Source organism: Calyptranema fuscum S582 (assembly GCF_055793305.1).
On record NZ_JBSLYH010000043.1, the window covers coordinates 23,099 to 37,467 of the forward strand.

12 protein-coding genes are annotated in these 14,369 nt (G+C 51.3%); 3 read left to right on the plus strand and 9 right to left on the minus strand.

What is annotated here, in order from left to right:
- Nucleotides 1-383 precede the first annotated feature (383 nt).
- From ACR6Z4_RS24045 to rpsF, 4 genes are read right to left on the minus strand one after another with little or no spacing between them, the layout of a single operon-like run.
- Complete coding sequence (locus tag ACR6Z4_RS24045) at nucleotides 384-1,124, minus strand: hypothetical protein (RefSeq protein WP_479719873.1); 741 nt, start codon at nucleotides 1,122-1,124, stop codon at nucleotides 384-386.
- Nucleotides 1,124-1,678 (minus strand): Npun_F5560 family protein, encoded by a 555-nt coding sequence (locus tag ACR6Z4_RS24050; protein ID WP_479719874.1) that lies wholly within the window; start codon nucleotides 1,676-1,678, stop codon nucleotides 1,124-1,126. The genes ACR6Z4_RS24045 and ACR6Z4_RS24050 overlap by 1 nt, the downstream gene beginning before the upstream one ends.
- On the minus strand, nucleotides 1,675-2,682 hold the full coding sequence (locus ACR6Z4_RS24055; protein WP_479719875.1) for an NAD(P)/FAD-dependent oxidoreductase: 1,008 nt from the start codon (nucleotides 2,680-2,682) through the stop codon (nucleotides 1,675-1,677). Before ACR6Z4_RS24055 ends, ACR6Z4_RS24050 begins: the two co-directional genes overlap by 4 nt.
- A 25-nt stretch (nucleotides 2,683-2,707) precedes the next feature.
- The gene (rpsF, locus tag ACR6Z4_RS24060) at nucleotides 2,708-3,007 is read right to left on the minus strand and encodes a 30S ribosomal protein S6 (RefSeq protein WP_479719876.1); all 300 of its coding nucleotides are present in this window, start codon (nucleotides 3,005-3,007) and stop codon (nucleotides 2,708-2,710) included.
- A gap of 155 nt (nucleotides 3,008-3,162) precedes the next feature.
- Between rpsF and ACR6Z4_RS24065 the strand changes: the two genes are divergently transcribed.
- Nucleotides 3,163-3,972, plus strand: coding sequence for a fumarylacetoacetate hydrolase family protein (locus tag ACR6Z4_RS24065; protein ID WP_479719877.1), 810 nt, complete (start codon nucleotides 3,163-3,165; stop codon nucleotides 3,970-3,972).
- Between the two features lie 227 nt (nucleotides 3,973-4,199).
- Here the strand turns inward: ACR6Z4_RS24065 and ACR6Z4_RS24070 are convergent, their stop codons facing one another.
- On the minus strand, nucleotides 4,200-4,724 hold the full coding sequence (locus ACR6Z4_RS24070) for a Tic20 family protein (protein ID WP_479719878.1): 525 nt from the start codon (nucleotides 4,722-4,724) through the stop codon (nucleotides 4,200-4,202).
- Between the two features lie 486 nt (nucleotides 4,725-5,210).
- Between ACR6Z4_RS24070 and ACR6Z4_RS24075 the strand changes: the two genes are divergently transcribed.
- Nucleotides 5,211-8,663, plus strand: a complete 3,453-nt coding sequence (locus ACR6Z4_RS24075) for a DUF4394 domain-containing protein (protein ID WP_479719879.1) — start codon at nucleotides 5,211-5,213, stop codon at nucleotides 8,661-8,663.
- Between the two features lie 98 nt (nucleotides 8,664-8,761).
- Here the strand turns inward: ACR6Z4_RS24075 and ACR6Z4_RS24080 are convergent, their stop codons facing one another.
- The gene (locus ACR6Z4_RS24080; RefSeq protein ID WP_479719880.1) at nucleotides 8,762-10,171 is read right to left on the minus strand and encodes a J domain-containing protein; all 1,410 of its coding nucleotides are present in this window, start codon (nucleotides 10,169-10,171) and stop codon (nucleotides 8,762-8,764) included.
- Between the two features lie 508 nt (nucleotides 10,172-10,679).
- On the opposite strand from ACR6Z4_RS24080, the gene hisG reads away from it, so the two are divergent.
- Complete coding sequence (hisG, locus tag ACR6Z4_RS24085) at nucleotides 10,680-11,327, plus strand: ATP phosphoribosyltransferase (protein ID WP_479719881.1); 648 nt, start codon at nucleotides 10,680-10,682, stop codon at nucleotides 11,325-11,327.
- A 65-nt stretch (nucleotides 11,328-11,392) separates the two neighbouring features.
- Here hisG and ACR6Z4_RS24090 read toward each other — a convergent pair whose 3' ends face one another.
- The 3 genes from ACR6Z4_RS24090 to ACR6Z4_RS24100 form a co-directional block, all read right to left on the minus strand.
- On the minus strand, nucleotides 11,393-11,899 hold the full coding sequence (locus ACR6Z4_RS24090) for a DNA topology modulation protein (protein ID WP_479719882.1): 507 nt from the start codon (nucleotides 11,897-11,899) through the stop codon (nucleotides 11,393-11,395).
- Nucleotides 11,900-12,361: 462 nt separating this feature from the next.
- Nucleotides 12,362-13,861: a UDP-N-acetylmuramoyl-L-alanyl-D-glutamate--2,6-diaminopimelate ligase gene (locus ACR6Z4_RS24095; RefSeq protein WP_479719883.1), complete on the minus strand. Its 1,500-nt coding sequence runs from the start codon at nucleotides 13,859-13,861 to the stop codon at nucleotides 12,362-12,364.
- Nucleotides 13,862-13,945: 84 nt separating this feature from the next.
- The gene (locus ACR6Z4_RS24100) at nucleotides 13,946-14,227 is read right to left on the minus strand and encodes a glutaredoxin family protein (RefSeq protein WP_479719884.1); all 282 of its coding nucleotides are present in this window, start codon (nucleotides 14,225-14,227) and stop codon (nucleotides 13,946-13,948) included.
- Nucleotides 14,228-14,369 lie beyond the last annotated feature (142 nt).

Sequence of the window (14,369 nt, forward strand, 5' to 3'; positions counted from 1 at the left end):
GATCTTGTAATGAGTGGTAGTGGAGATGTCAATTCTCTCTGCTGAAGATTTGCTGAGAGTCAATCACAGGGTTTCTGAAAATCGTCCTTTACCTTCTGTTACCTTAGCACTAACTTGTTAGAGATGCCTATCGCATATTCCACGGTATTCGCCTGAATCGGCAATATAGCAATTCTCAATGGCTTAACGTCCACGGTATTGAGTGAGAGCCACTCGGAGCGTGGCTCTCACTCAATACCCGCAATCTATCCAGGTGCGAGGCACTCCAGCGATTCTCAATCCATTGTGAAAGCGATCGCCCGAAAGGCGATCGCTTTCACAATGGATCATGTCGTGATTTTTTTAGGACGACCCAGAATGACACGTTCAGGCATCTGTGATCCTCAGGACATTGAGGGGTCGTAGACTTTCCCTGCTGTTGTATTGAAAATCGTCAGATCTAGAATGGGTTTACCGATCCGGCAATGCCAGTGGCAGGTAAATAAGTCGGGGGTTTGAACTCCAAGACTCGCGATCGCAGGTGCCGCCGGAAATGGCAACAGTCGATCGAACTGTACCTGGTCGCCCTGAAACCCAAACTGAATCAGATAGGTGGCAGGTACTGCGGGGAGCGATCGCAACACCCGATAACCCATTTGATAGACTGCTTGACGCCAACGATCTGACAGATGCAACGGTTGGTAATAGCCACTCGATGGAGCGATCGCCGCAGATTGCCACAAGGAAGACCGATCGACTGGGGTGATGATCTCGGCATACAACGGTCCCTTCACCGTCCAGACAATCGGCAACCAGAATATCCCGGAGCCAACAGAATATCCTAACTGCTGTACTTGATGTCGCAGAGCTTCTACATCTCGACAAGCGGCATAGAGAGCTTGTTCGGGGGCTGTCCAGGCGTCGGGCAACGCCAGCGTCAACGGACACACGATCGCATCTTGCAGCTCAGAACCGGGTGCCACCGAAACGGCATCTGCTGCCACAATCTGTATGTCTATATCGGGTGAGCTGTGGTGAATTGCCTGTTGCATGGCGATCGCCACACGTGACAACTCAGAAGCCTCTGGGGAACGTTTGACCTGCTCATCCACCCCAGGATCAACCACAATCAGAACATGAGCCACTAGATATTGCCAAAGGTAGGGATCGGCGAGGAGCCAATGCCACCCCTCGGAAAACTTGGCAGATCAATTTGCGATTTTTGGCGATTTCTCACTGCCAGGCGATAGCTAACACTTTGCAATTCCGCATGAAGTTGTCGGTTTTCGCGCTGAATCATCGCCACTTTTTCTCGCAACGGAGCCATGCGTTCTGCAAATTTCTCTTTATAAATTCGAGGTAATTCTTGCACGACTTGCTCTAACATGCGAGCGCGTTCGGCTAACTCGCGGCTAGACTGACGCAGTTGATAGATCTCTGCATCTTTCTCGGCAATTTGCTCTTGATAAAATAATACTTGCTGTTCGACACTTTGCAGTTGCTCTCGCAGTGCCCGCATTTCTGCCATGTGTCGTTCAGACAGCTCAGGTTTGGGTGCAAGACTGGCATTGCCTTTCACTAACCGAAATAATTCCTGAGACAACTGCTGTACCAGTTGATCTCGCACCTGCAATTCATCGCGCAAACGCGCAGTCTCTGCCTGAAGTACGGGAAGAGTTGGGGTAACTGTTTGGCTCACGTTACGGCTCCAATAGGCTGTACAAGGTTTTCTTGCCACCGGCGGGGAGGGGAGGCTCGACGAATCTCTCTCCAGATTGCCGTTGCAGCTAATGTACCATCTGCCACTGCAATTGACACCTGATTGAGACCTTCTTTTAAATCTCCGACCGCAAACACCCTGGGATGAGACGTCCGACACATCGAATCTGTGACCAGATTATTGCCTTTCGATTCGAGATGTAGATCTTTAAGATACTCATTGTAATAGTGAGAGCCCATTGCCACCAGTCCGGTTTCTAACTCAACGATAGAACCATCGGTTAGCTCTACACCCGTCATTTCGTGGTTATGCCCCAGAAATTGCCGAATCGGGGATTCGACTAAGGGGAACCCATACTCATTGAGCTTCTGGCGCATCTCTGCGCTGACTTCAGTTAACCCGTGGGTAAACACGGTGATATATGGTGTAAACCAATTCAACACAAACGCAGTGTTGATATTTCCTTCAGAATTGACAAATAAGCCACAGCGCTTATCTGCCATTTCATAGCCATCGCAGATCATGCAGACATGCAGGTTAAACCCGGCATAATCGTAAACATTCTGCATGTTTTCGAGTTGAGGCAGATGGTCAATGATGCCACTGGCAGCAATTAAGTATTTTGACCGAAACACCGGATAGACACTATCTTGCTTGCCCACTTTGACCCGCACCGCGAAGGTGTCGCCTTCGTCCTGCACCTCTTCCACAAACCCCCGCAGGTGATCTGCGCCCAAATCTAACGCATGATCTTGCCCCTGCAAGAGGATCTCGCGACCTGGGGTGTTGGGTGATAATCCTAAATAATTTCGCAGGTCTTGCATCCAAAAAGAGCGTCCTCGCCCTTTTTCAATCACCAAACACGAGAGCCGGTACCGCTGCAAATAGATTGCCGCAGACAGACCCCCTGCCCCACCCCCGACGATGATGACATCGTAGAGGTGATCTTGGCGTTGCTCAAGAGTTTTCTTTGAAAGTTTCATTGCGGATTACCACCCGACTGAAGGCTCAATTAGCAACAGGCATATCTTGCTTAACGGTTAGATAGCGAATCACTTCTTCGCTTAACCGCATGGAACGCTCAAGGACAGCAACGGCGTTACCCGCTGCTTGATAGTTCATCTGGACGTAAACGCCTTCGCGTTGCTTTTGAATGGTGTAAGCCAGACGGCGTTTGCCGCGATGCTGAGTCTCAATTTCGACGGCACCCTGGTCTTTCAGTAGGGTTTGATATTTGGCGATCGCCTGATCTACCAGGTCATCCCCCAAATCAGGACGGAGGATATACATCGTTTCGTAGAAATTCATCGTGATAATCTCCTTATGGACAAGTGGCTTCTGCTCAAAAAAGATTGCTCGTTCTAGGAGAATAGAGAAACTGTCAAAGACGGTGGTTCTCCATTAAGCACCTTCAAGGCAGAGGCAAGGAATTACAATCATATACCAGGTAGAGTCAATCCACTATGGCACAGCGCTATGTCCGAGTTCAATCCAAAACTGGGCATCTCCATTACGGCTTGTTGAACCTTGATCGAAAGGTTCGGGTTTTGGATGCGCCTCCCTGGTTGAAAGGGCAACCTACTGACCAAGAGTTGGCGGCAGAGAGTTATCAACTGCTTGCGCCCTGCGCTCCCTCTAAAATTGTAGCGATTGGCAAAAATTATGCCAAACACGCCGCTGAGATGGGCGGAGCCGCACCCAAAGAGCCGTTATTGTTCATTAAGCCTTCGACATCAATTATCGCGACGGGAGCAGCGATCTATTATCCAGCGCAGTCGCAGCGGGTGGACTATGAGGGGGAGCTGGCGTTGGTGATTGGCGATCGCTGTGTTGATTGCACCCCAGAAGAAGCCCGCTCTAAAATTTGGGGGTATACGATCGCCAATGATGTCACCGCCAGAGATTTGCAAAGCAAGGATGGGCAATGGACCAGAGCGAAAGGGTTTGACACGTTTTGCCCGCTGGGACCATGGATCGTACGGGAGTTAAGCCCCGGTGCGCGTCTGCAAACGTTTCTAAATGATGACGTGACGCCCGTCCAGTCTGCTTCGATTGAGGAAATGACCTTTCCACCGGACGTTTTGGTGGCGTATATCAGCCAGGTGATGACGTTGCTCCCTGGAGATGTCGTTCTTACGGGAACTCCCGAAGGAATTGGACCCGTGCAGGTTGGCGATCGCGTTCGAGTAGAAATTGAGGGCATCGGCTCCCTGGAAAATTTAGTGATTATCCGTCCTATCTCATCGTCTGTGCCTGACAATCAAACGGCATAACGCATCACGTTTGTTCTAGTACTGAAACGGTGTTGTGGGGCGCGGAGCGCTCCACAACACCGTCCTGAATCACTATATAGTTTGGGGGCGCGACGGCAGAGCCGTCGCGCCCCCAAACCATAGCCACTCTCAAGGATGTGAAGTGTACATTGTTGCGAGAGAGCCGCGCGGAGCGCGGCTCTCTCATAAAACCTCAAACCGTTACGAGCTGTCGATCTGGCAATCTTTTATCGGACTTGCATATAAGCCGCATCTGATAGGGTCGGGATTTCCGCATAGCGACCCATGACCGACTGCACAACAGAATAACCGACTGCTGCAACCGTTCCTAATAAGACTACGTTAAACAACGTCTCTGCAATTAATCCATCTCCGATAATCGGCGCTAGGGCATAAGACCAGATGATCCCAAACAAACTTAATACGATGCCAATGATGATCGACTGCATCGTATTGAAGCGGATGAAGTGATTGATGGATTCGTTTCTCACCACGAAGAAGAAAAGTGCGAAAAAGAGCACAAGTCCGCCCAAGCCCATCCCACCAAATGACAAGGATGTGAGGATGAATTGATAAATCAGCAGAAAAGGCAGAAGGGGAATTAACAAAATGCGCAAGTCAGGAAACTGGTTAAAAAATCCAATGCCACCTGCGTCGCTACCGTAAGACAGGATGGCATCCATCAACGGGATGAGATAGGGCAAGCAAGCAAATGTTCGATCGAGAGGGGTGGTGGAACCGCGCCAAGTCATGTTGTCCTCACTGAAGCTAGAGCCGACAGACTGAAGAGAAAAATACGGTAATTCCTTTATACCAACTCCGTAGGAAGCTGCAACGTTTTAACAGGGAGTGATATGTTGCACCATTTAAGGTTTGCGCCCCTGGAGTCGGTCGTTGGATCACAACGTTTCAAGAAAACTCGGAAGTTTATTCAATTTATTCAATCCATCATTTCTAGAATAACGTAACTTTTTTGAGAGCTTAGCTACAAACGGGTTGAAATCTGAGCACCCTGGCGCGACTCAACCTCATTCTTTCTAGTCTCCGTTAGCTGCATCCGATTCTGTGATTTTCGCGTACTCCATCACAGCAGCGATTGATTGGGCATGCCTTCATAGAAGAAAAAAGTTGCCGTCACCACCCTGACCGGGGGTTGGGAGGGCTGATTTTTGCTGCCTGAATAACTGAGCAATTGGCTCTTCAACAACCCTTGATTGGATTAGTGCAGGAGAAAAACAATGAATATGATGTCTTATGTTTTCATTGATCGCAGTGTCACAGATTACCAAAGCCTGGTCGAGCAGGTAAAACCGGGACGTCGAGTGGTTTTGTTAGAGAGCGATCGCGATGGCATTGACCAAATTAATGACATCTTGCAGCACGACATCTTACAGACTCATCACGACATCCAGGAAATCCATTTAGTTGCCCACGGCAGTCCGGGTCAGTTGCATCTGGGCAATACTCCACTGAATCTGGAAACCTTGAGTCACTATGGCGATCGCCTCCAGCAATGGCGTCAGGCATTAGCCCCCTGTGCAGACATTTTGATCTATGGCTGTCGTGTTGCCGAACAGGGCTGGACTGGACTGCTACAAGCACTGCACACCCTCACGGGAGCTAATATTGCCGCATCCAGTCAACTCGTCGGGCAGGGATATTGGCACTTAGATCAACACATTGGCTCTGTGACGGCATCCCTCGCGTTTACGCCAGAAATTCAGCAGAGCTATGCCGGGGTTTTAAGTGTTGCCTATGTTTTGAGCGACAACAGTTTAATAGCCTTTGATACAACCAACCCGGATACGACCAGTAGCGCCCTGGCGATTAGTGGCTTGGCAGGTGGCGAAACGCTGGTGGGCATTGATTTTCGACCGCAAAATGGCATGCTCTATGGACTGGCGAGCAATGGCGCTGGCGGTCTCCAGCTGTATGCCATTAGCACTCAGACGGGTGTAGCGACGGCGATCGGCACGACAGGCACGTTTGTGGATGCGATGGGCAATCCCGTTGTGATCTCAGGTAATGTGGGGTTTGATTTTAACCCAACGGTCGATCGCATTCGTGTGGTTACAGATAGTGGCTGGAACTTCCGCATCAACCCCAATACCGGAGCTTTTATTGATGGTGATTTGGGCGGTGCCGCAGGCAGTGTGACCGGGCTAAACCCCGATGGCTTGATTAATGGTGGCACCACTACGGTAGATGGGGCAGCGTACACCAACAACGCTGCCAATGCGACGGCAACCACGCAATATGTGCTGGATGCGGTTAGCAATAGTTTGTTCATCCAGACGCCCCCAAACAGCGGCACGGAGACCAGTCCATTGACGATTACGCTCAACGGATCGCCGCTAGATTTTACGGCTGTCAGCGGATTTGATGTGCCGTCTGGGGTGAATGTTGCCACCTCTGGCACAGCCGCGACGGGACAAGCTCTGGCATCGCTGACGGTGGGGGGTGTGACCAATTTATACGCGATTGAGTTGTCTACTGGAGCGGCAACGCTGGTTGGACCCATTGGCACGGGTACGCTGCCAGTGCAAGGGTTTGCGGTTCAAAGTGAAGCCGTGGCTAACGGTGCGCCTGTGATTGGGTTAGATGCTACGGGCGCGAACTTGCTGCGCTTTAACAGTGCTACTCCCGGAACGGTAACGACGGTGGCGATCGCCAACATTACGGCCGGTGAAACATTAGTCGGGATCGATTTTCGACCTGCCACCGGACAGTTGTTTGGTTTGGGTGTAGACGCCGCTGCTAACACCGGAACTGCATACATGATTGATCCCCAGACGGGTGCCGCCACGGTGGTAGGAGTAGCCAGCAGCATTGCCTTTGTTGATGCCGGGGGCAATCCGGTAGATTTACCGGCTACGGGCTATGGCGTTGACTTCAACCCAACGGTCGATCGGATTCGCGTTGTGACAAGTACAGGTCTGAACTTTCGCATCAATCCCATTACAGGAGCCCCTGTGGATGGCGACAATGGCGGAACGGCAGGCAGTGTCACTGGAACTAACACAGACGGTACTATCAATACGGGCGCAACTGGGGTTGATGGAACGGCTTACACCAATAGCTTTGCGGGAACAACGGCAACCACGCAATACACGCTGGATGCCACCACCGATCAGCTATTCATTCAAACGCCACCCAACAGCGGCACCCAAACCTCAGGCGTCGCCATTACGCTCAACGGCAGTCCCTTAGATTTCACGGCTGTCAATGGTTTCGATATTTCTAAGGGGGTCAAGGTTGCGACGTCCAACACGGCGGCTAATGGGTTAGGGTTAGCAGCCTTAACGGTAGGGGGAACGACTGGACTGTACCAGATCAATCTCAACACTGGAGCGGCTACGCTGTTGGGCAATATTGGCGTGGGCACAACGGGGTTAGGAGGACTTGCGGTTGGCGAAGCACCAACGGGTGCGATCGCCTTTGGGGATTCTACCTATGAAGTTTCGGAAGATGGCACGGCGATCGCCATTAACCTGGTGCGTACAGGGGGATCGACAGGTGCGCTGACAGTAGATCTAACGGCGACCGGGGGAACCGCAACGGCAGGCAGTGATTTTGCTGGAGTTCCCGTTACCGTTTCTTTTGCTGATGGTCAAACCACGGCTACCGCTACCATCAACATCACCGACGACACGTTGGTTGAAGGGGATGAGAGCGTTTTGTTGTCGTTATCTAATCCATCGGGTGCTGTATTGGCAGCGCAGGACGGCGCTACGCTGACGATTTTGGATGATGATGTACCCGCTGCGGGTACGGTGGCGTTTGGCAACGCTACCTATCGAGTGAGTGAAGATGGCACGGCGATCGCCATTAGCTTAGTGCGCACCGGGGGGTCTGCGGGTGCGGTCACGGTAGACGTGCTGGCGACTGGCGGAACGGCGACGAGTGGCAGCGATTTTACGGGACTCCCGGTTACTGTTGCGTTTGCGGATGGTCAAACGACAGCTACTGCCACCATCACCATCACCGACGATACTCTGGTCGAAGGCAACGAAACCGTTGTGTTACAGGTGTCTAATCCCGTTGGCACCACTGTGGGTGGTCAAAAGAATGCCACGCTCACTATCCTCGATCTGGAAAATCAAACGATTGTGGGCACTAAAGCCGGGGAAACCCTGACGGGTGGTGATGGCAACGACTCGATTTTGGGGTTGGGTGGCAACGACCGATTACTGGGCGGTCTGGGTGATGATGGGCTAAATGGTGGCAAAGGAGCCGATCGGTTGATTGGGGGTGCAGGAGGCGATCGCTTTATCTACAAAGGTGGTACGAAGAAAGCAGCGTTATCCAATTCGGTGCTGAAGTCGATGGATCGGGTGCTGGATTTCAGTGTGGCAGAGGGCGATCGCGTCCAACTCGATTTCGACAACAAGGTAACCACGCCCAATCTCCCCAGCCGCCTGTTTAATTCCGGTGTCGAAAGGGGTACCCGGTTGAGCGATGCGGCAACTTCTGCCTATGCGGATAAAAACCAGCGTCAGCGCGGCAAGCAAGCCTTGAAAGCCAATGAAGCGGTCGTGTTTACCTGGAAAGGCAAAACGTACCTTTCGGTGAATGACGGCTCTATCGGCTTTTCAGCGAAGACCGATCTACTGGTTAACGTCACCGGCATCGAGTTCAACACGGGTGATCGGCGTGCCGGAGTGCTGACGGTCGCAGATTACTTTGTTTGATCTATAGCGCTGTGCGGGTTGATTCAGTCCGGTGTTGTGGGGCGCGGAGCGCCCCACAACACCGTCTCTGTACTGAACGACTGCGATGTGACGGATGGTCAGGTTGCCTGGGGAAAGTAATGACGTAAGACTGCTTCGTACGCTTCATTCACTCGTTGCGCATGTTCTTTGCTGCCACCAATATCGGGATGGGCGGTTTTCATCGCTTGTCGGTAGGCACGTTTAATGGCTTCTACTGTGATGGGGCTGAAGGGACCAATATTCAACAGTTCTAAATAATCGCTCAGGGTTTCTCCAGGGGATTGGGGATGTGAATTGCGGCTGTTGTAGGTCGATTTTTGTTCGCGTTGTGCCCGTTCAACCACACTGTCTAGACTGGCGATCGCCTCGGGTTCCCACCCAAATAATTGAAAAATATCCGGATGGTGTTTTGCCACACGGGTGGCAATCAAGTGAATTTCAGGCAGCCATGAATGGTCGGGATTGCGCACCGTTTGCCACAGAGCATCATAGGGGCTAAACCCGCTGCGGCGGTAGACATAATAGCGATCGCCAGTTTGGGGATCAAGGTGCCGCCCAAATTGGTGCAAAATATTGGCTCCTTCATAGCCGATGCCGCCTTCGTCGTTAATCAAGTGATGCAGCACTGCCAGGGTAGGCGATAGTTTTCGTGCCCAGTCCAGTTCGCACAGGGCAATCCAATCAGGGATCGGGTAGATGGGAGTTTCAGCATTGGCATCGCGATAGCTGCTGCTGTATTGCTCGTAGTCTCCCACGGTTCCCCAGGCTTGCTTGATGCGGCTGAGCCATTCGGCTTCGGTCTGGGGGATCGGTTCGACCTCGTCTGCCAGGTCATCGAGTTGCTGTACCTGCGTCGTCAGCACGTCTATCTGTGCTTTGAGGTCGTCTAATCGCTGGCTAAAATGCAGAGCCGTGGTTGTAATTTGGGTGGCAACAATCTGAGCAAAGGCGCTTTCTTGTTCGTCTAGCTGGCGTTTCAGTTCGGCATTTTGGCTGATCAGCGTTTGGATGCGGCTTTCAACGGCGCGTTGGTTCTCCGTCAGTTCGCCAAAGGCTGCGATCGCCATCTGCACTGTTTGGGTCAAGGTCTGGAGTAGATCCTGGGTGGCGGTGTTGGCTGGCGGTGCGGCACTGCTTTGTAACTCCAGTTGTGTTGCAGTAGCCTGAGGAATCTCGGCAGTTGGCGGTTTGGAGTAGATAAAGCGATCGCCTGCGGTGGGTTTATACACGACTAAATCGGCAACAGGTGCTAATCCTTTTGACCCAAAACTGAGCGTGATGTCGCCTTTACCATAGGCAACTTTGCCACTTTTCCAATCGTCGATCAACGCCTGGAGCAGAGCCGCCAGATTAAACTCCGTGACCTGACGCACCACCTTACACCCCGCCTTCGTCACTCGCAGAAAACGACCCTGGAGATCGGCGATCGCCTCCTCCCAGGTTTCCGCTTCTAAGCTCACAGTCACGCGCAACGACTTCGACTGCATAGGGTCAGTGTTCTGGCAATTTCTTCAGTTTACTCTTCGGTCGCAAGAAGTCAGGTATCGCAGAAAGGGTGTTGCTGATTTTAGGGATGAATGTGCAGGTGAACCCGAAGGGTTCACCTGCACATTCATGCGGCTATTAAGCTCTGCCGATGAAGGCGATCGCTTCAATTGTCAGGATCTGGTCAGAATTTGGATATTGTGGGGCATGACGTATCGGTTACACACTATTTATAGTGCTTCCTGCCCAGGTGAATTATGTTTGTGTTGTGAGAGGCGCACCCCGCAGGGGTGCGCCTCTCACCCTCTATTTGAGATTGCTATAGATCCTGAATTGTCAGGTTAATAGGACAATGAATACGAACCCCACTTCTTGATGAAGCGGCAGCGGGCGTTGCTGATTTTAGGGATGAATTTGAACGTGAACCCAAAGGGTTCACGTTCAAATTCATCCCACTCTTAAGCAATGCTGTGGTAGCGAACCAGACGATAAAAACCTTGGAAGGAGTTTATGCTTACGATCGCCTTGCCTAAAGGCGGGTTGCTTGAAGACAGTATTCGTCTGTTGCAATCGGTCGATTTAGATTTCAGTGCCTTTCTCGATTCTTCTAACCGCCAACTCGAAATTTGGGATACTCGGCGAGTGGCGAAGGCGTTTTTAGTCCGCAATTACGATGTGCCCGTTTATGTTGAATATGGGCAGGCACAGCTGGGTATTGTTGGCTATGACATTTTGCGCGAAAAACAACCCCAGGTTGCTCATCTTGTTGATCTCAAATTTGGGCGATGCCGGATGTCGGTGGCGGTCAAAGCATCAAGTTCCTACCGTTCTGCGGTGGAGTTGCCGCCCCATTGTAGGGTGGCGTCTAAGTTTGTCAACTGTGCCCGTGAATATTTTGATGGCTTAGATTTACCCGTTGAAATTATTCCTCTCTACGGTTCGGTTGAGTTGGGTCCGATTACGGGAATGTCGGAAGCGATCGTCGATTTAGTGGCAACAGGTAAAACCCTGAAAGAAAATAACTTGCTGGAAATCGATCGCCTGTATGAAAGTACTGCTCGGTTGATTGCCCATCCGCTCAGCTATCGGCTGAATCTGGATGGATTGCACGAATTGATCGAAAATATTCGGCAGACGACGTTAGCAGCGGCGGTTTAGGCGGATGGTGGAGACGTGATTCTGTCGGAAACATAATTCATCGCGTCTCTACCAACGGTAAAATTCTAAGACAAGTGTTGGATGAAGTGGTTGACCTCAGCAGGCGATCGCAAAATCAACACGCGCTTCTCGGTTTCCACCTGTCTCAGCTTGTCTAAAATGGCAGACCGACGGCGATCGCGATACGTCCAAACCCACTGCAAAAATTCCCAATCAATTTTCTCAGGGCAACCCGCTCCCATATCCGGTCGAGTGCGTCCGGCATACATCCAACAGCGTTTGATCACTCGCCAAATACATAGCCAACGGGAAAAATCAAGAAAAATAACCGTGTCTGCAACCTGAAGCCGCTGATCCAGCGTGCCACTAAAATTGCCATCGATCACCCAGGCATCTTGCTCCAGAACAGTTTGAACGATCGCACGCCATTCTGCTTTAGGCGTCTCCACCCAACCGGGTTGCCAATACAGTGCATCTAAGTGAACCAGGTTAATGTTGAGCAATTGGCTCAATTGTCGCGCCAGAGTTGATTTGCCTGCGCCGCCGGAACCAATGATGAGAATTTTCTGCATATCAGGCACAAATGCTGCAATGCGCTAGCTACAGCTTTGTGTCAGCTGATTCCTGAGCTGAACGGATTAAGCAGCAGGATGGAGGGGGCTACCCTTGATCCTGCTCTTATACCGATTTAATGTGAAGCTGCGCCTTATTCAACCCCCGGCTGTCGCCGTCCCCCTTGCCAAGGGGGACTACAGGGGGTTCTAGTTTGGCGCAACTTCATAAAAGATTGGTATTAGGCGATTTCTAGAAAAAGTCATCCCCGCAGATCGGAGGGGCGAAGCATTCGAACTATGATTTTCACCATTTACCAAAGACTATCTAACGAATGCTTCGCCCTTACAGGAGGTAACATCTTTTTCAGAAATTTCCTGAGTTCTTACATAGCGGTGTACAAGTTCGTGCAGTACAGAAACAATGTGTGCCGCGCTGAGCGCGGCACACACCAAAAACAAGCGCGAAGCGTTGTCATCGACCTAAGATAGCCGCTCGGCTAGGGCAGCCCGTGCCTGCTCTCGATCGTCAAAATGAATTTTCTCAGTGCCCAAAATTTGATAGTCTTCGTGCCCTTTACCGGCAATTAATACGCCATCCCCCGGTTTTGCCTCTAAAATGGCTCTGCGGATAGCGTCTGCCCGATCGGCAATGACTAACGGGGTAACCGTTTCCGGAATACCGGCGACGATATCTTGCAAAATTCGGTCTGGATTTTCAGTGCGGGGATTGTCGGAGGTAACGATCGCCCAATCTGCTAAACGGGCTGCAATGCCACCCATTTGAGGGCGCTTGGTACGATCGCGATCGCCGCCACAGCCAAATACACAGATCATCCGCCCCTGAATAAACGGTCGAGCTGCATTCAGCATATTTTCTAAACTATCGGGCGTGTGGGCATAGTCTACGATGACGCTGATATCTTGATCCGCCGCAATCTGAACCTGCTCCATCCGACCTGGCACGCCGGTAAAGTCGGGTAAGTGATGAGCGATCGCCTCTAACTCAACCCCCAGATGCAATGCTGCACCGACTGCTGCCAGCAGGTTCGAGAGATTGAACTGTCCTACGAGGGGAGAACGAAAGGCAATTTCACCCTTGGGCGTGTGCAAAATACCCTCAACTCCATCGACCCCATAGGTTAACTCGCGGGTATATAGATCCGCAGTCGTATCTTGTACGCTATACGACCACAGGCGATCGCGTTCCATCTGAGCGATCAACCGTTGCCCGTAAGGGTCATCGTGATTGATCACAGCCCGACCTTTGAGATAATCCGGGTTAAACAATAATGCCTTTGCCGCAAAATAATCTTCTAAATCACGGTGGTAGTCGAGATGATCCTGGGTCAGGTTGGTAAATACACCCACCTCAAACGGACATCCCCAGACTCTACCCTGAGATAGCGCATGAGAACTCACCTCCATGACGGCAGCGGTGCAACCTGCGGTGACGGCAGCAGCAAGCTGTTCTTGCAATTCCAGAGCAAACGGGGTGGTATGGACGGCAGTGTGCTGATATCCTGCCCACCGGGTATACAACGTCCCCATCAGGGCAACGGATTGGTGCGCCTGTTGCAGGAAAAATTCAATCAGATGAGTTGTAGTCGTTTTGCCATTGGTGCCCGTTACGCCTACCAGGTGTAATTGTTTGGCTGGGTAGCCATAAAATGCTGCCGAAACTTCAGCGCAGACCCGCCACAGATCATCCATCACAATCACACAGGCAGATGCCGATTCACCCGTCGGGGGATGTTTCTCAGCCGCGCTTACCGACACGAAAGCGGCGATCGCCCCTGCGGCGATCGCACTCATCCAAAACTCACCCCCATCCACCCGTGTTCCGGGCATGCCGATAAATACATCCCCAGGCTGACAGGCATGAGAATTGGTCGCCAATCCTTTGACTTCTTGATCGAGCGCCGGATGTTCTGCAAAAGAGAAGTTTCCGTCAATCTGTTCTAATAACTCTCTTAGCTTCATATCAACACCTACTCACAGTTTGCCGATTCTATCGATAGCTGTAGCCTACGCACACACTCAATCAAAAAACACAGTTCAAGAGGACTATTCTGCCTTACTAGGGCAACCATATTTCTGTAACATCTGCGCCAATTGAGTCACGGAGGCACGCGGCGACGGACGTGGTAGGGGAACAGGCGATCGCGGTTCAGCCTCTTGCTCTAAAACCAGTACTGGAATTTCGTATTGATAGGCTTGAAACCAGTCGGGTTGGGTGGTGATATCGCGAATGTCTAGATCAAATGCCAAATGATGAATTTGCTCTAGCTTCTCTTGTAACCCTTCACATAAGTGACATCCCGGCTTGCTATATAAGATTAAACGCATGAGCAGGTTTACATAAAAAGATCATGATTTTGGGTGGTGCGGGCATTGCCCACACCACCCAAAATCATGACATGAATCCCAACGTATGAGTCTCGCGATGCAATGAGGCACGGGTAAAACGTTGTGTCTTACAGCGCTTCGC